22 protein-coding genes are annotated in these 22990 nt (G+C 64.9%); 17 read left to right on the top strand and 5 right to left on the bottom strand.

The annotated features are described in order from the left end of the window. The 4 genes from AOQ71_RS49395 to AOQ71_RS39955 form a co-directional block, all read left to right on the top strand. On the top strand, positions 1-336 hold a 336-nt coding region (locus AOQ71_RS49395; protein ID WP_245317396.1), incomplete at its 5' end, for a TOBE domain-containing protein. Positions 337-356: 20 nt separating this feature from the next. Continuing rightward, on the top strand, positions 357-1130 hold the full coding sequence (locus AOQ71_RS39965) for an SDR family NAD(P)-dependent oxidoreductase (protein ID WP_057758934.1): 774 nt from the start codon (positions 357-359) through the stop codon (positions 1128-1130). 39 nt (positions 1131-1169) lie between these two features. Next, positions 1170-2816 carry an FGGY-family carbohydrate kinase gene (locus AOQ71_RS39960; protein ID WP_057758932.1) on the top strand — a complete coding sequence of 549 codons (1647 nt, stop codon included), beginning with the start codon at positions 1170-1172 and terminating at the stop codon, positions 2814-2816. Between the two features lie 18 nt (positions 2817-2834). Next, positions 2835-3770, top strand: coding sequence for a carbohydrate kinase family protein (locus tag AOQ71_RS39955; protein WP_057758930.1), 936 nt, complete (start codon positions 2835-2837; stop codon positions 3768-3770). Between the two features lie 6 nt (positions 3771-3776). Here AOQ71_RS39955 and AOQ71_RS39950 read toward each other — a convergent pair whose 3' ends face one another. Beyond that, the gene (locus AOQ71_RS39950; RefSeq protein ID WP_057758928.1) at positions 3777-4664 is read right to left on the bottom strand and encodes a LysR family transcriptional regulator; all 888 of its coding nucleotides are present in this window, start codon (positions 4662-4664) and stop codon (positions 3777-3779) included. Between the two features lie 123 nt (positions 4665-4787). On the opposite strand from AOQ71_RS39950, the gene AOQ71_RS39945 reads away from it, so the two are divergent. From AOQ71_RS39945 to AOQ71_RS39895, 11 genes are all read left to right on the top strand, one after another. Continuing rightward, positions 4788-6209 (top strand): amidase, encoded by a 1422-nt coding sequence (locus AOQ71_RS39945; protein ID WP_057758926.1) that lies wholly within the window; start codon positions 4788-4790, stop codon positions 6207-6209. An 84-nt stretch (positions 6210-6293) separates the two neighbouring features. Next, positions 6294-7244 carry an ABC transporter permease gene (locus AOQ71_RS39940; RefSeq protein ID WP_057758924.1) on the top strand — a complete coding sequence of 317 codons (951 nt, stop codon included), beginning with the start codon at positions 6294-6296 and terminating at the stop codon, positions 7242-7244. Further along, entirely contained in the window at positions 7241-8134 is an 894-nt protein-coding gene (locus AOQ71_RS39935; protein WP_057758922.1) for an ABC transporter permease, read from the top strand. The genes AOQ71_RS39940 and AOQ71_RS39935 overlap by 4 nt, the downstream gene beginning before the upstream one ends. Further along, positions 8131-9144 (top strand): ABC transporter ATP-binding protein, encoded by a 1014-nt coding sequence (locus AOQ71_RS39930; RefSeq protein WP_057758920.1) that lies wholly within the window; start codon positions 8131-8133, stop codon positions 9142-9144. The genes AOQ71_RS39935 and AOQ71_RS39930 overlap by 4 nt, the downstream gene beginning before the upstream one ends. Then, positions 9141-10145, top strand: coding sequence for an ABC transporter ATP-binding protein (locus AOQ71_RS39925; protein ID WP_057758918.1), 1005 nt, complete (start codon positions 9141-9143; stop codon positions 10143-10145). Before AOQ71_RS39930 ends, AOQ71_RS39925 begins: the two co-directional genes overlap by 4 nt. Positions 10146-10203: 58 nt before the next feature. After that, positions 10204-11697 carry an ABC transporter substrate-binding protein gene (locus AOQ71_RS39920; RefSeq protein WP_057759113.1) on the top strand — a complete coding sequence of 498 codons (1494 nt, stop codon included), beginning with the start codon at positions 10204-10206 and terminating at the stop codon, positions 11695-11697. 466 nt (positions 11698-12163) lie between these two features. Then, positions 12164-13249, top strand: a complete 1086-nt coding sequence (locus tag AOQ71_RS39915) for a cytochrome-c peroxidase (protein WP_057758915.1) — start codon at positions 12164-12166, stop codon at positions 13247-13249. An 18-nt stretch (positions 13250-13267) separates the two neighbouring features. Then, positions 13268-13588, top strand: coding sequence for a plastocyanin/azurin family copper-binding protein (locus AOQ71_RS39910; protein ID WP_057758913.1), 321 nt, complete (start codon positions 13268-13270; stop codon positions 13586-13588). An 84-nt stretch (positions 13589-13672) separates the two neighbouring features. Next, complete coding sequence (locus tag AOQ71_RS39905; protein ID WP_057758911.1) at positions 13673-15331, top strand: methyl-accepting chemotaxis protein; 1659 nt, start codon at positions 13673-13675, stop codon at positions 15329-15331. A 641-nt stretch (positions 15332-15972) separates the two neighbouring features. Then, positions 15973-16293: a hypothetical protein gene (locus tag AOQ71_RS39900; protein ID WP_057758909.1), complete on the top strand. Its 321-nt coding sequence runs from the start codon at positions 15973-15975 to the stop codon at positions 16291-16293. A gap of 12 nt (positions 16294-16305) precedes the next feature. Continuing rightward, positions 16306-16932 (top strand): hypothetical protein, encoded by a 627-nt coding sequence (locus AOQ71_RS39895; protein ID WP_057758907.1) that lies wholly within the window; start codon positions 16306-16308, stop codon positions 16930-16932. A gap of 105 nt (positions 16933-17037) precedes the next feature. Here AOQ71_RS39895 and AOQ71_RS39890 read toward each other — a convergent pair whose 3' ends face one another. Then, the gene (locus AOQ71_RS39890) at positions 17038-18243 is read right to left on the bottom strand and encodes a hypothetical protein (protein WP_245317394.1); all 1206 of its coding nucleotides are present in this window, start codon (positions 18241-18243) and stop codon (positions 17038-17040) included. 270 nt (positions 18244-18513) lie between these two features. On the opposite strand from AOQ71_RS39890, the gene AOQ71_RS39885 reads away from it, so the two are divergent. Beyond that, entirely contained in the window at positions 18514-19887 is a 1374-nt protein-coding gene (locus tag AOQ71_RS39885; RefSeq protein ID WP_162268464.1) for a tetratricopeptide repeat protein, read from the top strand. Between the two features lie 131 nt (positions 19888-20018). On the opposite strand, the gene AOQ71_RS39880 is transcribed toward AOQ71_RS39885, so the two are convergent. Continuing rightward, positions 20019-20639, bottom strand: coding sequence for an alpha/beta hydrolase (locus AOQ71_RS39880; RefSeq protein ID WP_057758901.1), 621 nt, complete (start codon positions 20637-20639; stop codon positions 20019-20021). After that, entirely contained in the window at positions 20636-21574 is a 939-nt protein-coding gene (locus tag AOQ71_RS39875) for a ring-cleaving dioxygenase (protein ID WP_057758899.1), read from the bottom strand. Before AOQ71_RS39875 ends, AOQ71_RS39880 begins: the two co-directional genes overlap by 4 nt. A 119-nt stretch (positions 21575-21693) precedes the next feature. Between AOQ71_RS39875 and AOQ71_RS39870 the strand changes: the two genes are divergently transcribed. Next, positions 21694-22578 carry a LysR family transcriptional regulator gene (locus AOQ71_RS39870; RefSeq protein WP_057758897.1) on the top strand — a complete coding sequence of 295 codons (885 nt, stop codon included), beginning with the start codon at positions 21694-21696 and terminating at the stop codon, positions 22576-22578. Here the strand turns inward: AOQ71_RS39870 and AOQ71_RS49390 are convergent. Beyond that, positions 22544-22990, bottom strand: a 447-nt coding sequence (locus AOQ71_RS49390; RefSeq protein WP_245317393.1) for an Hpt domain-containing protein, incomplete at its 5' end; no start/stop codon positions are given. The genes AOQ71_RS39870 and AOQ71_RS49390 overlap by 35 nt on opposite strands.

The following is a 22990-nucleotide window of genomic DNA, read 5'->3' as shown; positions in this document are numbered from 1 at the left end:
CCCGCCAATCTCTTCGTCGCCGGCTTCATCGGCTCGCCCAAGATGAATTTCGTCACCGGCGACAGCGCCGTGCAGCAGGGCGCGGCCACCATCGGCGTACGGCCGGAGCATCTCAAGATCGAGCGCGACGGTGGTGGCGGCTGGCAGGGCACGATCGCGGTCGCCGAGCACCTCGGCAGCGACACCTTTCTTTATGTCGATGCCGGGCCGCTCGGGATGTTGACCGCGCGCTACATCGGCGAACTGAGCCTGCATGCCGGCGACCGCGTGTCGCTGCTGCCGGACCCCGCGCGCATCCACCGCTTCGACGCGAGTGGCAATGCGATCAGGAACTAACAAGAAACGGGACTACGATCATGTACCTGGAAAAATTCAAACTGAGCGGCAAGACCGCGTTTATTACAGGCGGCGGGCAGGGTATTGGGCTCGCCTGCGCGGAGGCGCTGGCCGAAGCTGGCGCCGAGGTGATCATCGGCGACCGCGACAGCAAAGTCGCCGGCGACGCCAAGGCCAGCCTGAAGGCGAAGGGTTATGACATCGAGACCGCGATCATGGACGTTACCGACACCAAACGGGTGGCGGAGGTGGCGAACGATCTCGTCGCCCGGCACGGCAAGGTTGACATCCTCGTCAACAACGCCGGCATTGCGCGCAGCGAAACCCCGGCCGAGACCGTGACCGATGAGCACTGGCTCAACGTCATCGATGTCAATCTCAACGGCACCTTCTGGTGCTGCCGCGAGTTCGGCAAGCATATGCTCAAGGCCAAAAGCGGCGCTATCGTCAATGTCGGCTCGATGTCCGGCTTCATCGTCAACAAGCCGCAGGAGCAGTGCTTCTACAATGCCTCCAAGGCCGGCGTGCACCATCTGACCAAGTCGCTGGCTGCCGAATGGGGCGCGCGCGGCATCCGCGTCAATGCGGTGGCGCCGACCTATATCGACACGCCGCTCAACGCCTTCGTGAAGAGCACCCCGAAAATGTACGACGCCTGGATCGGTGGAACTCCGATGGGGCGGATGGGGCAGGTCGAGGAGATCGCCTCGGTCGTGCTGTTCCTGGCGTCTGAAGCCGCGAGCCTGATGACCGGCGCCATCGTGCTGGTGGATGGCGGCTACACTTGCTGGTAGGCTTGCCGTCAAAACTGACGGAAGCCACCGGGAGCGACAATGCCGCGAGCGTATATCGGCGTCGATGTAGGGACCACGAGCACGCGGGCAGGGGTGTTTGACGAGGCGGGAACGCTGCTTGCGACCGCCAAGCATCCGATCCGGGTCTGGCACGAGGCCGGCGACATCGTCGAGCAGTCCTCGCAGGACATCTGGGAGGCCTGTGTCAAATCGGTGCGGGCGGCGACGGCGGAGGCGGCCATCGCGCCCGACAGTGTCGGCGGCATCGGTTTCGACGCGACCTGTTCCCTGGTTGTGCTCGACCGCGAGGGCGAGCCGGTCACGGTCAGCGCCTCCGGCGAGAAGCAACGCAACGTCATTGTCTGGATGGACCATCGCGCCATCGCCGAGGCGCGGCTGATCAACGAGACCGCAGACGACGTGCTGCGCTATGTCGGCGGCTCGATCTCACCCGAGATGGAGATGCCGAAGCTATTGTGGCTCAAGCGTCATCTGCGCGCGAGCTTTGATTCCGCCGGGCATTTCTTCGATCTGGCAGACTATCTGACCTGGCGCGCGACCGGATCGCTGCAGCGCTCGACCTGCACCGTCACCTGCAAATGGAACTATCTCGCCCATGAGGGCGGCGGCTGGAGCGCGCCGTTCTTCAAGCGCATCGGCCTGTCCGACTTCGTGAGTGAAAAATACGCCCGCATCGGTACCGAGATCGTTGCCCCTGGCACGCGGCTCGGCGCCGGCCTCACCAGCGCCGCCGCCGTCGATCTCGGCCTGTCCGCGGGCACCCCGGTCGGCGCCTCCCTGATCGATGCTCACGCCGGCGGCATCGGCGCGATCGGCGGACGCGACGGGTCGGGCGGAACGACTGACGTCACCGATCGTCTGGCCTACATCATGGGAACGTCGGCCTGCATCATGGCGACGACGAAGGATCCGTGCTTCGTGCCGGGCGTCTGGGGACCCTATTATTCCGGTATGGTGCCGAACTTCTGGCTCAACGAAGGCGGCCAATCGGCCGCCGGCGCGGCGATCGACCACCTTCTCAGATCGCATCCGGGCCATGCCGAGGCGAGTGCGGCGGCGAAGAATGAGGGTGTCGACCTCATCGAGTTTCTCGAGCGCCGCATCATCGCGCGCGCCGGCGATGCCAGCCGCGCGGCACTGCTCGCCCGCGACGTCCATGTGCTCCCCGAGTTCATCGGCAACCGCTCGCCTTACGCCGACCCCGATACGCGCGCTGTGATCGCCGGCCTCGATCTCGACACCGATGTCGGTTCGATGGAGCGGCTCTTCGTTGCAGGCCTGTGCGGGCTCGCTTATGGACTCGCCGAGGTGATCGAAGCCTTTGCCGCGCATGGCGTTCATGCCGGCATCATGATCATGGGCGGCGGCGCCAGCCGCAGCCCCTTGGTGCGGCAGATCATGGCCGATACCACCGGCCTCACCGTCGCGTTGCCGCAGACCAGGGAGCCGGTGCTCTTGGGCGCCGCGATGCTCGGTGCGGTCGCCGGCGGCGCCTATGCCTCGATCGGCGAGACCATGGCAAAGATGTCGGCGCTCGGGCGCAAGAGCGAACCGACCGCGCCCGACATGGCCGCATTTCACACCAGGAAGCGCGAGGTGTACAAGCTGCTGCGCGAGGTCGATCGCGACAGTCGCGCGGCGATGCGCGACATCGCCAAGAGTTAGAAGGACCTGTTGAGAGACATGCTGATTTCTTGCGGCGATGCACTGATTGATTTCGTGCCGACGAAAAACGCCGAGGGCCGCGAAGCGGTGATGCCGGCGGTCGGCGGCTCCTGTCTCAACGTCGCGATCGGCATCGCGCGGCTCGGCGCCCCCACCGGTTTTGTCGGCGGCATCTCGAACGACATGTTCGGAAGCATGATCGCGGAGCATGCCGCCGCATCGAATGTCGAGCTTGGTTTCGCCACGCGCAGCGATCACCAGACCACGCTGGCCTTCGTCCGCATCGTCGCCGGCGAGTCGCATTATGCGTTCTATGACGCCGAGACCGCGACCCGGAATTGGACGTTTCGGCGCGGCACCCTCCCGTTCGATACGGTCGAGGCTGTTCATGTCGGCTCGACCACGCTGGTCAACGATCAAGGCGCCGCCGAGACCAAAGCGTTGATTGCAGATGCCAAGGCGACGTCGACGATCTCCTTCGATCCGAATTGCCGGCCCAATCTGGTCAAGGACAAGCCGGGCTATCTCGCCCGCATGGTGGAGTTCGCGACCCAAGCCGATCTCATCAAGATGTCGGACGTCGACTTCGCTTATCTCTTCGGCGAGGAGCCGTATCAGCAGCGCGCGGACGCCATGCTGGGGCAGGGCCCGAGCCTTGTCGTCATCACCCGCGGCAACAACGGCGCCATCGCCTGGCATGCGAAGACGGGCCAGATCGAGGTCGAGGCGCCGAAGGTCGCGGTCGCCGATACCATCGGCGCCGGTGACAGCTTTCAGGCCGCATTGCTGTTCGCACTGCACAAGCAGGGCCGTCTCGCCAGACAGCAACTCAAGGACATCAGCGCCGATGGGCTTCGTCGCGCATTGTCTTTTGCCGCAAACTGCGCCGGCCTCACCTGTACCCGCCCGGGCGCCGATCCGCCCTGGAGCCACGAGATCAGCTGGAGCTGGTAGGCCACGTCACAGTCGCGCGACAGCCTTTTCGGCGCATTTCAGAAATTTAGGGATGAGCGGGCTCTGCGAATCTCGCCGCCAGCACACCGCGATGTCGATGGAATCGGCGACATCGCCCAGCGGCCGGAACACGATGCCGCGCGGCGCACCGAGCTTGGCACAGGCCGGCAGGATCGCGAGCCCCTCACCGGCAAGAACCAGGCTCATCGCCGAATTCACCGTCTCCACCCGGCTAGCGATCGGCATCACGATTTGATGCCGCCGCAGCAGGGCCGCGACCGCGGAGGAGGCGGGGTCCCGCTCCGGCGGTGGTAGTGCGATTAGCGGGCGGCCCTGCAAGCGCGCGATCGGTACGGCGCCGAGACGTGCCAGCGGCGAGCTGTTCGCCATCGCCAGCATGAAGGGTTGCGCGCCGATCCGCGTCACCTGGATTTCAGGATGGTGGATCGCCGGCATGCACAGTGCAACCGTGACGCTGCGGTCGAGCAGCCGCGCCTCGCGCGTTGATGCGCTGAGGTCGACGAAGTCGAGATCGACCCCAGGAATGGATCGCCGCAGCTCCGGGATCAGCCGCGGCAGCACGGCGTTCGCCAGCACGAACATGTAGCCGACCGAGAGCCGCCCGCGCCTGCCAGCCGCGACCGCGCGAGCGGCTTCGATGCCGTCGGCCGCCAGCGCCAGGGCCTCGCCGGCGCGGGCAAGCAGGGCTTGGCCCGCCTCCGTCAGGTCCATGCCGCGCGTGCCGCGGTGAAATAGCGGCGCGCCGACCTCTGCCTCGAGCTTGCGGATCTGGACAGAGAGCGGCGGCTGCGCCATCCGCAACTGGTCGGCGGCCTTGCCTACGCTGCGGGCCTCGGCCACGGCGACGAAATAGCGGAGACGGCGAAGATCCATAGGCATACCCAAACCGTATGGGTTGACCACCAAAATCGTATTGGACGCCGAGTTAACAAAACTGTCATTCTCGATGTCAATGCATGAGGCCAACGGCGGCCCGCTTCGGAGCATGATTTGACGATGAACGGCGATCCCTGCCTGCTGTCCGCAACCGAATTGCGTCCGCTGATTGCGAACAAGCAGATTTCCCCCGTCGAAATCACCCGCGCTGCGCTCGCGCGCGCCGAAGCGCTTCAGCCCAAGCTGAACCTCTTCATCACGATCTGCGGCGACGAGGCGATGGCAGCGGCGCGCGAGGCCGAGCGCAAGGTGATGGCCGGCGAGCGGCTTGGCCTGCTGCACGGGCTTCCCATGACGGTCAAGGACATCGTCAACACCAAGGGCGTGAGGACCACTTTCGGCGCAGTTCCCTACAAGGACAATGTGCCGACCGAAGATGCGGTCGCGGTCGGGAAGCTGCGCGCGGAAGGCGCGATCCTGATTGGCAAGACGACGACGCCCGAATTCGGCAGCAAGTGCCTGACCGACTCGCCGCTGTTCGGCCGCACCCGCAATGCCTGGAGCGCGGAGCGCTCCTCCGGCGGCTCCAGCGGCGGCGCGGCTGTGGCGGTGGCGAGCGGCATCGCGCCGCTGGCGATCGCGACCGATGGCGGCGGCTCGACGCGAATTCCCGCCGCCTGCAACGGAGTCGTTGGCTTGAAGCAGAGCAACGGCCTGATCGCGCACAGCCAGGCGCTCGATGCGTTCGGCAACCAGACCTATGTCACGCCGACCACGCGCACGGTCGCCGACACGGCGCTGATGATGCAGGCGATGGCGGGCGAAGATTCCTGCGATCCTTGGTCGATCGGTGTGCCCGTGCCTGACTTCATCGGCCCCGCCGCGCCGCGCGGCGATCTGCGCGGGCAAAAAATCCTGTTCTGTGCTTCGCCGCCCGGCCGGCCCGTGTCGGCCGATGTCGCCGCCGCCTTCAAGGCGAGCCTCGACCGGCTCGCTGGCCTCGGTGCCGAGCTCGAGGAGTTCTCCGGCGAGGTCTACGATGTCGAGCCGATCTGGCGGGCCATCAACCACACCGTCTGGCGCTCGCGCTTCTCGAAGCTGGTGGCCGAGCATCGCGAGGTTCTTAGCGACGCTTTCATCAAGCAGATTGCACTCGCGACCAATGTCAGCGGCGTCGACTATCAGGAGGCGATGTTCGCGCGCACGGCGTTGTTCCGCCGGGTGCAATCCCTGCTTGCGCGCGGGCATTTGCTGGCGATGCCAACCATCACCCGCACCGCACTGCCGATCGACCAGGACCTGTTCGGCAAGATCGAGATCGACGGGGTGCAGTTTGATAGCGTCCGGCCGCACTGGTTCCCCTGGACCATGCCGTTCAACATGACTGGCCACCCCGCGATCAGTCTGCCCTGCGGCTTCGGCCGCGACGGCCTGCCGATCGGGCTCCAACTCGTCGGCCGCTTCCGGCTCGACGCGGAATTGCTGCGGGTCAGTGCGCTGTTCGAGGCCTCGTCCGATCTTCTCGCCCGCCGGCCGGAATGACGGCATGTATAGGCCGCAAAGGGCTTGCGTCCGACGTCCGGACATGTTGATCGTGCCGCTGATGAGCCGTGAACCCGACCGCGCATGAGCGTATTTGTCCTCCGACGTGTCCTGACATTGCTGGCGACGCTGGTCGGCGCATCCGTGATCATTTTCCTGGTGCTGGACGCGCTGCCTGGCAATGCCGCGCAGATGCTGATGGGGGCTGACGCCTCGCCTGACGCGGTCCGTGCGCTCACGATCAAGCTCGGGCTCGACCAGCCGCTGGCGATCCGCTATCTGCAATGGATCAAGGGTATCGTGGTCGGCGATCTCGGCAATTCCTATGTCTATGGCACGCCAGTTGCGAGCCTGATCGCAGAGCGGCTGGTGCTGACCGTCCCGCTCGCGATCATGTCGATGCTGATCACGGTGGTGCTGGCGCTCTCGGCCGGCATTTACACCGCGGCCAACCACAACAAGCTCGGCGACGTCGGCGTGATGTCGCTGACGCAAGTGGGCATCGCGTTGCCGAACTTCTGGTTTGCCATTCTCCTGGTTCTGCTGTTCGCGGTGCGGCTGCAATGGCTTTCCGCAGGCGGCTTTGCCGGCTGGGATGACGGCATCTGGCTGGGTGTAAAATCGTTGCTGCTGCCATCGATCTCGCTCGCTGTCGTGCAGGCCGCGATCCTCGCCCGCGTGACACGGTCAGCCGTGCTCGAAGTGCTGCGTGAAGATTTTGTCCGCACGGCGCGCGCGAAGGGGCTCGGCAAGCGCGAGGTGCTGTGGAGCCACGTGCTGCGCAATGCCATGATCCCGGTGATGACGGTGATGGGACTGCAATTCGCCAATCTGCTCGCCGGCACCATCGTGATTGAGAACGTGTTCTATCTGCCCGGCCTCGGCCGGCTGATCTTCCAGTCGATCGCCAACCGCGACCTCATCGTGGTGCGCAATTGCGTGATGCTGCTGGCGGCCATGGTGGTCATCGTCAATTTCGTGGTCGATGTGCTCTATGCCTTCATCGATCCCCGCATCAAGGTGCACGACCTGTGAGCGCGCAGCTTTCCCCCCCGGTTGACGCGCCGATCGCAACGCGGCCCTTGCCGGTACGCACATTCTGGAGCCGCGCGCTGCGCCATCGCAGTTTTGTGCTGGGTGGCCTGCTCAGCCTGCTGGTGGTCGCCTCGGCGCTGCTCTCGCTGGTGTGGACGCCGTGGTCTCCGTACGAGATCGATATCGCCGCGAAACTCCGGCCGCCGTCGGCGGCGCACTGGCTCGGCACCGATTCCTTCGGCCGCGACATCGTCTCTCTGCTGCTCGCGGGCGCGCGCTCGACCATCCTGGTCGGCATTATCGCGGTCAGCATCGGTCTTTCCTTCGGCGTCTGCCTCGGCCTGATCGCTTCGGCCAAGCGCGGCTGGACCGAAGAGATCATCATGCGCTTCTCCGATTTCACCTTTGCCTTTCCGGCCGTGCTGTCGGCGATCATGCTAGCCGCGGTGGCAGGACCGGGCATGGTGACCTCGATCATCGCGATCGGCATCTTCCAGATCCCGACCTTGACCCGGCTGACGCGCGGCTCGGCCAATGCGATCTGGGCGCGTGAATTCGTGTTGGCCGCGCGTGCCTCGGGCAAGGGCGCGTTCCGTATCACCATCGAGCACGTCTTGCCGAACATCCTGTCGATCCTGATCGTGCAGGCCACCATCCAGTTCGCGTTGGCGATCCTCGCTGAAGCCGCGCTGTCCTATCTCGGCCTCGGCACGCAGCCGCCGCAGCCGTCCTGGGGCCGCATGCTGAACGATGCGCAGACCATGCTGTTCCAGTCGCCGATGCTCGCGGTCTATCCGGGCGCGGCGATCGCAATCGCGGTGCTCGGCCTCAACCTGCTCGGTGACGGCTTGCGCGATTTGCTCGATCCCCGTCTGGCGGGGGAGCGATGACGATGCCCGGTTCCGCAACCCTGATCGAGGTCGACAATCTCGGCGTCCGCCTCAACACCAGCCGCGGCCCGGCGCAGGCCGTGCGCGGCGTCAGTTTTGCGTTGAAGCGCGGCGAGACGCTCGGGCTCGTCGGCGAATCCGGCTGCGGCAAGTCGGTCACGGCGCTGTCGCTGATGGGGTTGCTGCCTGAAAGTGCCGTCGTCACCGGCAGCATCAAGCTTGATGGTGCCGAGCTCGCGCGGCTGCCTGACGCGGAATACTGCAAGCTGCGCGGCAATCGCATCAGCATGATCTTCCAGGAGCCGATGACGGCGCTGAACCCGATGCACACGATCGGGCACCAGGTCGCAGAACCCCTGCGGCGCCACAAGAGATACTCCGCTGCGCAGGCGCGCAAAGAAGCGATTGCATTGCTCGACCGTGTCGGGCTGCCCGATCCCGCCAAGCGTATCGATGCTTATCCGCACCAGTTCTCCGGCGGCCAGCGCCAGCGCGTCACCATTGCGATGGCGCTCGCCTGCGAGCCGGACCTGTTGATCGCGGATGAGCCGACCACGGCGCTCGACGTCACCATCCAGGGCCAGATCCTCGACCTCGTCGCCGATCTTGTCGAGGAGCGCGGCATGTCGATGATCCTGATCTCGCACGATCTCGGCGTCATCGCCGAGAACGTGCAGCGCATGATGGTGATGTATGGCGGCACGGTCGTCGAGAGCGGGCCGACCAACGAGGTGTTCCGTCGGATGGGGCATCCCTATACGCAGGGCCTGTTCCGCGCCCGCCCAAAACTCGGCGCGCGTAAGGGGACGCGGCTGACGACGATCTCGGGCACGGTGCCGGAACTCGCCGATCTGCCCTCCGGCTGCACTTTTGCCGATCGATGTCCGCTGGTGATCGAACGATGTCGCTCTGCGCTGCCGCCGATGGTGGAGGTCGGGGCCGGCCACAATGTCCGCTGCATCAGAACCGACGTTTCGATGGCCGCGAATGTCGGGGCGCTGTCCGCATGACCGCAGCGCCGCTTCTCGACGTCAAGGATCTCGAGCAGCGTTACACGCTGCCGCGCGAAAGCCTGTTCCGTCCGCCCGGCCAGGTGCGCGCGCTCAACGGCGTCAGCCTGCAGGTTCAGGGCGGCAAAAGCCTCGGCATCGTCGGCGAATCCGGTTCGGGCAAATCCACGTTTGCGCGCGTCGTGATGGCGCTGGAGCGGCCGGCGGCAGGGCAGGTCACGCTGCTCGGCCGCGATCTCAACCGCATCTCTCCTGATGAACTGCGCCGTGCGCGGCGCGATTTCCAGATGGTATTTCAGGACCCGTACGGCTCGCTCGACCCACGCCAAACCATTGCCCGCATCGTCGCCGAGCCGCTCACCGTGCTTGACGATGCCGACCGGACCGCCTTCCGCGCCCGCGTCGCGACGGTGCTGAAGCAGGTCGGATTGCGCGAAGCGGATATGGACAAATATCCGCACGAATTCTCCGGCGGTCAGCGCCAGCGCATCGCGATTGCGCGTGCGCTGATCACCCAGCCAAAGCTGATCGTTGCGGATGAGCCGGTCTCCGCGCTCGACGTCTCGGTGCAGGCGCAGGTCCTCAACCTGATGCAGGATCTGCAGGAGCAGTTCGGCCTCAGCTACATTCTGATCAGCCACGACCTCGCGGTCGTCGATTATCTCTGCGACGAGGTCGCGGTGATGTATCTCGGCCGGGTGGTCGAGCAGGGTCGCCCCGAAGATCTGTTCGAGCGCTGCGCCCATCCCTACACGCGGGCGCTGCTGGACGCCGTGCCGCGGGCGCGGGCCGGGGGCGGACGGCGCCGCCGGGGGGCCCAGGCGATCGCCTCGCAATCGGCGGCGGCGACCGGATGCTCCTACGTGGCGCGCTGTCCGCTCGCCGACCAGCATTGCCGCGCGGTTCCGCCCTTGCTACGCAGGGTGGGCGAGGGACATCTCGCCGCCTGCCACAAGGCGGAGGCCCTGATGGCATTGCCGCAGGCCGCCCGGGAAGGTTAGTGTCGGCTGCGGAATTGGCGTAGTCTCAGAAGGACAGAAGAAGGCCGGGGAGTTGGGCATGTTGAAGAAGCTAACGATCGTCGCTTTTGCCGCCGCATTGGCCGCGGCGCCGCTGCCGGTGCTGGCGCAGAGCAAGAAGGACAGCGTCGTCATGGGCATGACGCTGGAGCCGCCGGGGCTCGACCCGACCAACGCGGCCGCCGCCGCAATCGCGGAGGTCACGCTCTACAACATCTATGAGACCCTCACCAAGATCAACGAGGACGGCTCGGTCTCGCCGCTGCTCGCCGAGAGCTGGACCGCATCGCCTGACCTGAAGACCTATACGTTCAAGCTGCGCAAGGGCGTCAAATTCCAGAACGGCGAAGCCTTCGATTCCGCCGCGGTGAAATTCTCCTACGAGCGCAACGCGGCCGCGAACAGCACCAACAAGGACAAGAGCCTGTTCCAGGCGTTCGAGAAGGTCGATGCGCCCGATGCCGGCACGATCGTGCTCTTGCTGAAATATCCCGAGCCGAACCTGCCGTTCCTGCTGGGCCAGGCGAGCGGCTCCATCGTCGAGCCGAAGAGCGCACCGACCAACGTGACGCAGCCGGTCGGCACCGGGCCGTATCAGCTGGGGGGCTGGGTCAAGGGCTCCTCGCTCACGCTGAACAAATGGCCCGACTATCGCAACGCCTCCGCGATCAAGCTGTCCAAGGTGACGATCCGCTTCATCGGCGATCCCGCTGCGCAGATCGCGGCGCTGCTGTCCGGCGACGTCGATGCGTTCCCGCGCGTCACCACCCGCGGCGTCGCTCAGTTCAAGAACGACCCGCGCTTCACCGTGCTGGTCGGCGGCTCCAAGGCCAAGACCATTGTCGCCATCAACGAAAAGAAGAAGCCGCTCGACGATGTCAGGGTGCGCCGGGCCATCCTCGCCGCCATCGACCGCAAGGCATTGATCGACGGCGCCGTCGAAGGTTTCGGTACGCCGATCGGCAGCTTCTACACGCCGGGTTCGCTCGGCTATGTCGACACGACAGGCATCAACCCCTACGACCCCGAGAAGGCCAAGAAGCTGCTGACGGAGGCCGGCGTCACCACGCCGCTCGAAATCAGTCTGAAGCTGCCGCCGCCGCCTTACGCGCGGCAGGGCGGCGAGATCCTGGCGGCCCAGCTCGCCAAGGTCGGCATCACCGCCAAGATCGAGAACGTCGAATGGGCGCAATGGCTGTCGCAGGTGTTCGCACCGAACGGTCCGCACAATTACGACCTCACCATCGTCAGCCATGTCGAGCCGTTCGACCTCGTCAAGCTCACCGAGCCGGACTACTATCTCGGCTACAACAACGAGGCCTTCAACGCGCTCTACAAGCAGATCGTCTCGACGCCTGACGAAGCCGGTCGCGCCAAGCTGCTCGGCGATGCCCAGAAGATGCTGGCGACCGACGCCGTGGCCGGCTTCCTGTTCCAGCCGCAATGGCCGACGGTCATCAACAAGAAGCTGAAAGGCGTCTGGAAGGAAGTTCCGCAGTTCGAGAACGACTTCTCGGCCTGGTCCTGGGAGTAGGGACCGCGTCATCGGTCGAAACTGTCGCGTCTGCAATGGCCTCTTCCCCACCGGGAAGAGGCCATTCGTTTGGCCTCCCCGAAACATCATCTGAAAACAACCCCATGCACCGTAGCGATGGGCTTGAAGGGCCTGACAAAATTTCTGACTTGACGAAATCGCTTGCTCCGTCGGGCAAAACACCGGCATAATGCTATCATCGGAAATTCAGAACTGCGTGATCGACCAAACAAATGTTGGTCGCGATCACCTCGCCACTAACATTTGTTGGTCGGAGCGCAACTCGTCGTTGATTGCCGATTCTTCCCGCACTTTACGATTGCTGAAATTTCGAAAATAGATAGCGGAGCAATGTCCCCGGTACGATCTGCTTAACGAATTGCCGCTATTTTAATCACGTACTCATCGTGCGTTGCATAATTTATTTCGGTGTCGCAAACGACATCCGGCTGGGGGAAACATTCGCATGCCGACGCAGGGCTCTCATCGCTCGCGATTGCTCGTTGCGACGATCGCATCCGCCGCACTCGGCGTTCTCGGTTCCGCGAGCATCGGTTTTGGCGCCGCCGTGGTCGGCGAAAGCCGGAAGGTCGAGATCACGCAAAATGGACCTGGCGGTGTCGATGCGCTCAAGGCGCTGTATCGCCGGCCTGCGACGATCCCGTTTCCCAAGGACAATCCGTTCACGCCCGAGAAGGCGGCTCTCGGCAAGAAGCTCTATTTCGACACGCGTCTCTCGGTGACGTCAGCGCAGTCCTGCGCGAGCTGCCATAGCCCGGGGTTCGGCTGGGGTGACGGGCTTGCGGTCGGTGTCGGTCACGGCATGGCCAAGCTCGGCCGTCGTTCGCCGACGGTTGTCAACGCGGCCTGGAGCGCGATCTACATGTGGGATGGCCGTCTGCCGACGCTTGAAGACCAGGCGCTCGGCCCGATCCAGTCGCCCGGCGAGATGAACATGAAGCTCGACCAGCTCATGACGCGGCTCGCAACCATTCCAGAATACAAGCCGATGTTCGACGCAGCCTTTCCGGGCGAGGGCATGAAGCCGAAGACGCTGGCGCAGGCAATCGCGACCTATGAGCGTACGGTCGTTTCAGAACGGGCTCCGTTCGACGCCTGGATCGACGGCAACGAGAAGGCGATCTCCGAGGAGGCCAAGCGCGGCTTCGTCGTGTTCAACGGCAAGGCGCAATGCGCGGCCTGCCACGAGGGCTGGAACTTCACCAACGAGGGCTTTCAGGACATCGGGTTGCCGAGCAAGGATATCGGTCGCGGTGAATACCTGCCTGGCGTCATCAAGATGCAGCACGCGTTCAAGACGCCGGGCCTGCGCGAGATCACCCGTCGCGGCCCCTATATGCATGACGGCTCGCTCCCCACGCTGGAAGCTGTCATCGACCATTACGACCATGCCGGCGTCGACCGGCCCAGCCGATCCGATCTCATGCGCCCGCTCGACCTGTCCGCGCAGGACAAGGCCGACCTCGTCGCATTCCTCAAGACCTTGACCAGCGAGCTCGGCCCGACCGCTGTGCCGGTTCTCCCACGCTAACCCACGAAGGTTCCTCACATGCGCACAATCGCTCTCTTCACCTGCGTCATCGTTGCCGGCTTTTCGGTCGGCGCCTATGCCGCGACCGAAATCGTCCATCAGCAAGGCCGCGCCTTCTCCGCCGAGAGCATCACGATCAAGAAGGGTGCGGCCGTCACCTTCCTGAATGACGACACGGTGCCGCACAACATCATGTCGGCCAGCAAGGGCAACGAGTTCAATCTGGGATCGCAGGCGCCGGGCACCTCGACGGACGTGTCGTTCAAGGAACCGGGCGATGTGCAGGTGATCTGCGCCATTCATCCGCGCATGAAGATGATGGTCAAGGTCACGGATTAGCATTTCATCTTGAAGCGTTTTCCTCTCGCAAACGCGACCCACTTCGCGCGACAACGCTCTAATCGAAGCGCCGGAGATTTGACGATGTCCATACGTTACAAGATTTTCGGGGCCTTCAGTGTCGTGCTTCTGCTAGCCTGCGGCATCGCCTTCTACGGCATTCGCGCCATCGGCAACTCCGGCGACCTGGTGGTTCGTCTCTATGACGGCCCATTGATGGGAATCAATCACGCGCGCTCCGCTCACGCGGCGCTGCACGAGGCGCGACTGCTGCTCCAGCGCGCCCTTGTCGCCGGCAGCTCCAGCGAAATCGTCGCAAAGTTCGAGTCGCTGATCCGCGACAGTGCCGAGGACCTGAAAGTGGTGCGTGAGCGCGTCGCAACGCCGAGCGTTGCGACCGCACGCGAGAAGGCCGAAAAAGAGCTCAAGGAGTGGTCGACCGCCGCACTCAAGATCCTGAAGCCGTCGCCCGGTGGCGCAACGGAGATCCCGACCAGCTTCCTGCTCGCCCAGCAAGGCGACCGGCTGATGGCGTCGATCGACGATCTCGTGGAGCTCGTTGCGGCGTACGGCTATGAATATCGCATGGCGGCAGAGAAGGATGTGGAGGCGGCCCGCACCACGATGCTGACGGTCGCAGTCGGAACTGTCGCGATCGGGCTGCTGATCGCGCTTGCATTCTCGTACTCGATGAGCCGGCCGATCTCCGCGGCGGTGCGGGTTGCCGAACGCGTCGCCGCCGGTAATTTCACCGACGACATCGCGGTGCGTCGCAGCGATGAGCTCGGTCGCCTGCTGAAGTCGCTCGCGCTCATGCAGGCGAGCCTGAAGACCCGCGCCGATGACGATCACGCGCTGATCGCGGCCAAGGACCAGAGCAGTGCAGAGCAGGCCGTTCACCGCCAGCGCCTGGAAGCCGAGATCGATGCCTTCCGGTCCGCCTTCAGCGAGGTCATGAGCAACACCGCGCGCATGACCGGCGAGCTGACGGACACGGCACAGGGCCTCGCCTCCGCCGCACGCAATGCGGGCTCGCAATCGAACGAGGCGGCTTCGACGGCGAAGGAGACGTCGGCGAACGTCCAGACCGTGGCAGCAGCCGCAAGCCAGCTCGGCCAGTCCGTCCAGGCGATCACGTCGCAACTGGCCGATGCGACCGCCATCGTGCAGCGCGCATCCGGCATGGCGGAGGCGGCCAACCAGACCATCGGCAGGCTCGCCAGTGCCGCCCAGCAGATCGACGAGGTGGTCGGCTTCATCAGGACCATTGCCGGCCAGACCAACCTGCTCGCGCTCAATGCCACGATCGAAGCGGCGCGCGCCGGCGAAGCGGGCAGGGGTTTTGCAGTGGTTGCTTCGGAAGTGAAGGCGCTGGCGACGCAAACGGCCAAGGCGACCGAGGAGATTTCGAGCCAGATCACCGAGGTGCAGTCGGCGACGCGCGAGGCGGTCGACAATGTCGGCGCCATCGCGACGATCATCGGCGATATCGACGGCTTCACCGGGCGGATCGCGGCCGCGGTCAGCCAGCAAAATGCGGCGGCCGGCGAGATCTCCCGGAATATCGGACAGGCCGCCTCCGGCACCGCGCAGGTCGCGCGCAGCATCGCCGGGACGGCGGAGGCGACCGACAACGCCAATCGCACCGCCGACATCGTCCTTGCCACGGCGCACGACCTCTCCAGCCAGGCCACGCAGCTGCGCTCGTCGGTGGATCGGTTCCTGTCGAACGTGGCGGCTTAGGCCGCCGGGGGCGACCGGCGCTCCAGATTACCCGCGCGTGTCGACGGGCAGCACCGGACAGCGGGCATGCAGGCTCGGATGTCAGCTCGGCTGAAGTGACACGGGACCTCCCCGCAGGGATGCCACCTTGTGACTCATAGCGTGCCACACGGCCATGTGATGAAATTAGGTTTGACCGCGCGAGGACATCGAGGAACGTTGAAAAATCGCAGACAACTTCCGCCGCAAGATGAACTGAGGCCAAACTGGCGGGGAACCAAATAGTCCGCACCCAAGTTGATGCGTTTCGAATAACGCCTCGACAAGTAAGACCGACGCAAAAGGCCTCAGCTCGGCGCCAGCCCCGGAGCCGAGGCCGTTTTATCGCTTGTGTATATTTTTGCACCAAGCCCCGGAACGGAGCGGCTGCGCGAGCATCTTCGATGCGCTTACTCTCGTGCGAGACGAACTGAATGAGTCCAGCCGCGCCGCCTCCGTGGCTAGGCAGCTTAATATTCCATGGCTTTCGTCAATAACTGCCGGATCCGTTCAAGCTGATCGAGCGCGGCAGCGTGCCGCGCACTCCGCATCTCCGCGCGCTAGCAACCATTTCGAATCTCGCTCGTTGTCGCAAGGCACAATCACTTGCAGGAGACAAAAAGATGTCACGTATAACTTTGCTGGCCGCAACCTTGTTGCTGCTCGCGTCGGCGCCCGCGGGCGCCCAGTCGCAGCCGGCGCAGAGCGGGCCGGGCAACAACGCCGTCAACAGCTCCGATAAGAACAATTCGAATGCGCCGGTCGCGGGCCGCAACAGCTTCACCGAGGGCCAGGCGAAATCGCGGATCGAGGACGCGGGATATTCCAACGTCTCCTCCCTGCAGAAGGACGACCAGGGCGTCTGGCGCGGCAAGGCCGACAAGGGCGGCACCAAGACCGACGTCAGCGTCGACTTCCAGGGCAACGTCAATTCCACGAAATAAGGAGCAGATAGCATGACGACCACCATCTCTCGCCTCTACGATAATTATTCCGATGCCGAGCGGGCCGTCACCCGGCTCGAGAGCGCCGGCGTGCCACACTCCGACATCAGCATTGTCGCCAACAATTCCGACAACTGGTTCGGTGCCCAGCGCGGCAAGGTTGACCGTGACCGCGACGGCGTCGACGATCGTGCCGAAGGCGCCGGCACGGGTGCCGGTATCGGCGCCGGCATCGGCGGCGCGGCAGGCCTTCTCGCTGGCTTGGGCCTATTGGCCATTCCGGGTCTGGGGCCGGTCGTTGCTGCTGGATGGCTCGCCTCTACCGCCGCCGGTGCGGCCGCTGGCGCGGCCACAGGCGGTATCGTCGGCGCACTCACCCAAGCCGGCATCTCGAAGGAAGACGCTTCGCGCTATGCGGAAGGTGTTCGCCGCGGTGGCACGCTCGTCACAGCGAAGGTGCCCGACAACGACCGCGTACGTCTCGACGCCCTGCTCCATGAGAGGTCCGTCAACCTTCAGGAGCGCAGCTCCGCTTGGCAGAAGGCCGGCTGGAGCGATTTCGATGCCGCAAGCCCGCCATTGTCTCCGGAGGACATCGGCCGGGAGCGCGAACTCTACGGCGCGGGTGCACGGCGATAGTCCCCGCAGAGTCGACAAGACAAAGGCCTCGCATTGCGAGGCCTTTTTTGTGGAGCAATGGCGTAAAACCATCAAAGAACGAGACGACAAGCGCCGCGGTCTCAACTACGGAAGTCCAGATGTCGCCGTAAAGGGATTGAAACCACGTTCCGCCAGGGCCGCCCACGAAGCTGCGCCAAGATGAGGCAATCTAAAATAGACTCGTGGCTTGGCCGGATCGGTATCCAGCATGAACCCGGTCGGCAACGCGCGGACATCAGTGGCATAGAAACCGCCATCCGGCGACCTCCGGGATTCGATGACTGCGACCAACGATTTTGCCTGCGCGGTCCTGCCAAGCAATTTCAGCAAGAGGGCCATTTGGCTTGTCCCTTCGGTCCACACGCCGTCTCGGTCCTCACCGTAGGCAAAGCCCTTGTCGACACTCATTCGCCGTTCGGCGGTCGTAATGGCCGATGCAAATTTCCCGGCCGCTCCTGATAGCGCCGTTAACGGCCAGACCTGAGCATCAAGGGCCAAGATCGGATTGCGCGTGACGCCGTCTTCGGCGGTGCCTGCGGCGAAACAGGCGCATGCCGGATCCCACATCGTTTCGACAAAGCGCTCAGCAGCTGTTGCCATATCGCGCCAGCGCAAATCGCCGGTGCGGGTTGCAAGAAGGCCAAACGCGGCGGCGAGGTCGGTATTGTGTTCGGTCGATTTCCATGTCCGCAACTCGGGCGTCGGCTCGTGCCCGAACGTGCCGCCCGTGAAACCGCCGGTGCCTCGCGCGTCGGCCCATTGCGCGACCCAGGTGCCGAGCCGTGCCGCACCATCGCGGAACCGAGAGCCGGTGTTCACATCGTCGATCGACAGCAACGCCAACATGGCCCATGCCATGTTACCGACATCGCTGCCGACCTGATATCGATCTTCCAACCACTTGTTCTGCGTGTTGTCCCACCATCCCGGAAGTCTGGCGGGGCCAATGGCCACCACACCCGCGGCGTATGCGTTCCGGAGCCGCCCATCATGCCAGGTACGGTCGTTATCGATGGCCCAAAGAATCGCCGAGCCAATTCGAGACGCCTTGTCTCGCTCGCCGCAACCGACCAATGCGATGGCGGCTACCGCATTGTCGTAGAGGTAGGCGGCGCCATGGAGAGGCCCCGTTTCAACGGTCGGATAGCTCGGCAGGAACAACGGCCCTGATGGCGATGCCCTATCGAGCAGACCGGAGAGATATCCGCACGCTGACGCTTCCGGTGTTGCTTGAGCCCGGAGTGGAGTGGCAACCGCAATAGTTGTGAAAGTCGTGACGATCCATACCAAGCTTGCTATTCGGCCCACTTGCTGCTCTCCGGGTGGACAATAGTCCTATCTATACCCCCGACGATGACTTGAAGTGCCCCGAACCGACGCCACAGGGAGCCGCATTAACCTCGTTCGCGCCAAGCCGCTAAACTCTTACTAACTCGTGTTGCCTAGCTTATCCATCCCGGGAACAGGAGCACGCGCGGAATGGACTTGCACGCCATGTTCGACGATTGCGCAGCCGCGCTGGAGTTGGGTCTCCGCGAAGCGCGCACCGGCAATCCGAAGATGATCGACGTCTTCGACGCCATCCTGACCCAGCTCGATGCGCGCGACGATGCCGACGCCCGCGAAATGAAAGCCGCCGCGCATTTCGCGGCGGCAACATGCCACGCCGCGTGCGGCCAAACCGGGGCGATGGGAAAGCGCGCCGCCAAGGCCATGGCGGTCCTCAAGAGCCTCGGCGAACCGAGCGGGACGCTAGCGAGCGTCGACGTGATCGCAGACGCACTCATGGACCGTAACGAACATCGCCGAGCCCTGCCTTATTGCCAGCAAGCCGTCAATCTGACCCGTCGCGATCCCGTGGCAGTGCGGGGTCGACTTTGGCGCGCCGGTCGCTGCCTCGTGCGTCTCGGCTTCTCGGCCGAAGCGGCGGGCGTGCTGCGGGAGGCGATTGACCTGATCCGCGGCTCGGGCCCGGACCTGCTGCTCGCTCACGCTTTGCTCGATCTCGGCAACGCCACAATCAGGTCCCACGCAGACGACGCATCGCAGGCGTTCCGCGAGGCCGCGGACATCTTCGCCGCGAAAGATCACAGCAACCAGGCCGCGACCGCATGGCTCAACCTCGGCGTGCTGGCGAGCCGGGCGAACCGGCTCGAAGAGGCGCTCGCTTGGTATGAAAAAGTGCGCGAGGCGCGCGAGTGCGACCCGCAAACGACGACGACGCAGCGGGGCAACCTGCACAACAACATCGCCAATGTCTATCGTCGCCAACGCGATTTCGTGCGCGCCCGGACTGAGGCCGACCGCGCGGTCGACATCCTGACCCCGGTCGGCGGCGAGTTTCTCGCACACGCCCTTGGTACACAGGGTGAAATCCGCCGCGATGCGGGCGAGAAGGAAGCCGCGCTGGAGTGGTTCGGCCGCGCCCGCGCCGTCATGGAGGCGCTTCCAAACGTCAATAGAGAGAAGCTTGCCGAAAAGCTGAGCAACGAGGCCGACGCGCTCGAGGCCTTGGACCGCGCCACTGAAGCCGACGCGCTGCGCGCACGCGCCGCCGCCTTGCTCCAGACCAAGGCGCCGCCGACGCCGCACGCGGCTCCGAAACCCGCCAAGCAATCCGTCAAGCGCAAGACCAACGGCACCGTGCTCGTCACGCTGGACGGCATCGGCCTTCCCGCCGAGGTCTACGCGCAATGCGATCTGCACACCCTTGAGAGCAGGCTCGAACGCCGGCTCGACGAGACGGATGCGGGCGAGCTCGACGGTCACGAGCACGGTCCGGAAAATGTCCAGCTTTTCCTTTATGGCCCAAACGCCCGCGCACTCTTTGAGGCGATCCGCCCGGTTCTGACGGACTATCCGCTCTGCCGGGGCGCTGAAATCGAATTGCGCCAGGGCCGCAAGGTCGAGCGCTTTGCCTTAAGCGCAGCCTGACCTTGGCGCTGGTCGATTTTGTCGATTTTCGGCTCTATGGCGGCCGCGCCGATGCCAACCGACGCCTGCGCTTCGTTTGCGACGAGAGGCGAAGCGGCGCAGCGTCCGAAGGCGATGCGCCGCTTGTTGGGTTACGCCGCCTTCGCCTCGACGCTGCCGATCCAGCTGCGGGCGAGGGTCACGTCGGCTTGCGACAATTGATGGCCCGCCGGCAAGACCTTGTGGTCGACACGCGCGCCTGCGTCCGACAGCAGTGCCGCAAGCCTGACCGAATTGCTCGACGGCACGATCGGATCAGCCTGACCCGATAGCAGTAGCACCGGCTTGCCACTGAGCTCGGCTTCAGGCGGATCCGACAGCGGCACCATCGCGCGCAGCAGCACTGCGCCTGCCAGCACGTCCGGCTTCAGCAGCAACAGCGCGGCGGCGATGTTGGCGCCGTTGGAGAAGCCGACCGCGACGGGCGCGGCGATCTCGTAGCGCTTGCGAGCGTCCGCGACGAAATCGCCGAGCTCGAGCGCGCGACGACGCACATCGTCCTCGTCGAACACGCCTTCGGCAAGGCGGCGGAAGAAGCGCGGCATGCCGTGCTCGAGCGCGCGGCCGCGCGGCGAGAGCAGGGCCGAGCCTGGCGAGATCATCCGGCCGAGCCCGAGCAGGTCGTTCTCGTCGCCGCCGGTGCCGTGCAGCAGCAGCAGGGGTGGGAGGTGCGCGCCGGTCGCGGGCTCGAAGCGATGGATGAACTCGGTCATGATGCGGTCGCTTCCAGGCTCGGCAGCACGCCCTCGATCTGCTTGCGATGCTTTTCGAGGAAGCTCGGCAGCTTCAGGTCGCGTCCGAGGCTCGCCACCGGCTCGTCCACGGCGAAGCCGGGGATGTCGGTTGCGATCTCGAACAGCACGCCGCCGGGCTCGCGGAAATAGATCGAGCGGAAGTAGTTGCGATCGCGCTGCTCGGTCGGATGCAGGCCGTGATTGCTCACGAGCTTTTGCGCCATCCTGCCCTGCTCGGCGTCATCTGCCGCGCGAAAGGCGATGTGGTGCACCGAGCCGCCGCCCTGATGGCCGCGCAGAAAGCCCTTGGCCTCATAGATGTCGACGACGCTGCCTTGCGCATCGCCAGGCGCCTTGAAGCGGATCACCGAGCCCTCGCGGCCCGTCTCCTTGAAGCCGAACACGTCCGTAAGCACCGCAGCCGTCTTCGCCGCGCTGTCGAGCAGCAGGGTCACGCCGTGGAAGCCGCGGATCGCGTGCTCTGAAGGCACCTCGCCATTGCTCCAGCCGGGCTCGTTCTCGGCGCCGGGGACGCCGACCAGGGCGAGCGCCATGCCGTCAGGATCGGTGAACGGCAGCACGGATTCGCCAAAACGCTTTTCCAGCGCCTCATAGGCGATGCCCTTCTCGGTGAAGCGCTGCGTCCAGTAGCCGAGCGAGCGTTGCGGCACGCGGAAGGCGGTCTGGTGGGTCTCGCCAACGCCGCGGCGCCCGGGCGAGACGCCGGCCCAGGGGAAGAAGGTCAGGATGGTGCCGGGGCGGCCGGTCTCGTCGCCATAGTAGAAGTGATAGGTGCCGGGATCGTCGAAATTGACCGTCTTCTTGACGAAGCGCAGGCCGAGATCCCTGACGTAAAAGCCGAAATTGCGGATGGGGTCGCCGGCAATCGCGGTGACATGGTGCAGTCCAGACATTGTCGTCCTCCTGTGGGGGAGCGCTCTGCTCTGGGTGGAAATATCGTTCCGCTTTGGATTGGAGACAATCCGTGCAAATATGACGGCTATGTCTACGATTTGGAAACAATGGCGGGCCCTTGGATAAGGTCGCCAGCCTCCGCGCCTTCGTGAAGGTGGTCGAGAGCGGCAGCTTTGCCGAGGCGGGCCGGCAGCTGCGGCTGTCGCGCTCGGCGATCAGCAAATACATCGCCGACCTCGAGGAGAGCCTCGGCGTCCAGCTCCTGAACCGGACCACGCGGCACGCCAGCCCGACCGAAAACGGCCAGCGCTATTTCGAGCGCGCGGTCGTCATCCTCTCCGAGATCGAAGCGGCCGACCAGGCGGTGACGCAGGCCCAGTCGGCGCCGCGGGGCCTCTTGCGCGTCAACGCGCCGATGTCGTTCGGAACGATGCGGCTCGGGCCTGTACTCGCGGAACTCATGCAAGCGTTCCCGGAGCTTCAGCTCCAGATCGTGCTCAGCGACGATCTGCTCGACCCCGTCCAGGACGGTTTTGACGTGACGCTGCGGATCGCCGACCTGGAATCGTCGAGCCTGATCGCGCGAAAGATCATGCCGGTGCCACGGATGATCTGCGCCTCGCCTGAATATCTCGCGCGTCACGGCACGCCTAAACATCCGCAGGACCTGCGCGCGCATGCCTCGCTCACCTACGGCTTCCTGCTGACCGGCAATCAGTGGAAGCTGTCAGGTGCCGATGGCGATCACTGGATCCAGCCGGACTGGTCGCTCTGCGTCAACAACGCCGAGGTGCTGCGCGATGCCGCGATCAAGGGCCGGGGCCTCGCTCTGCTGCCCGAATTCATCGCCGCGGACGCGCTGCGTAAAGGCGAGCTACGGACGGTGCTAACAGACTATTCCGCGCCGCCGCTCGCGCTCTATGCGGTCTACCCGCCGACGCGGCATCTGTCGGTGAAGGTGCGGCTGTTCATCGATTTTCTGGTGGAGCGGTTTGGGGCGTGAGCATATCGCCCAGCGCGCTCATCGACGCCTCGCGAAGCGCGGCGAGCTCGCGCGCCGCATCACGGCACGCCTCTGGTGACATCGACGGCGCTGCCTCTTCGATCTCGCGGCAGCGCTCGAACAGGCTGATCAGGCCGAGCGCGCTTGCGGCGCTGCCGAGCTGGTGCGCGGATCGCGCGAGCTGCCTGGCATCGCCGGCCGCGGCCGCGGCGGTGATGTCGGCGATCAGCTTTTCACTGGTCTCTCTCAGCAGATGATGCAGCTTTGCGATCTGGCCGGTGCCGAGCAGCTCCTTCTGGTCCTCGAGAAAGCGCCGGTCGATCAATGCCCCTGATGCAAGCGGCGCGTCGGTCGCGCCGCGCGCGGGCTCGTCCTCGATCGCCTCGCGGAGCGCGCCAATCAGGATTGGCTT

This window comes from Bradyrhizobium manausense (genome assembly GCF_001440035.1).
Classification (GTDB): domain Bacteria; phylum Pseudomonadota; class Alphaproteobacteria; order Rhizobiales; family Xanthobacteraceae; genus Bradyrhizobium; species Bradyrhizobium manausense.
Note: the sequence above shows the minus strand (reverse complement) of the source record. Positions and strands in the feature narration are given on the sequence as shown.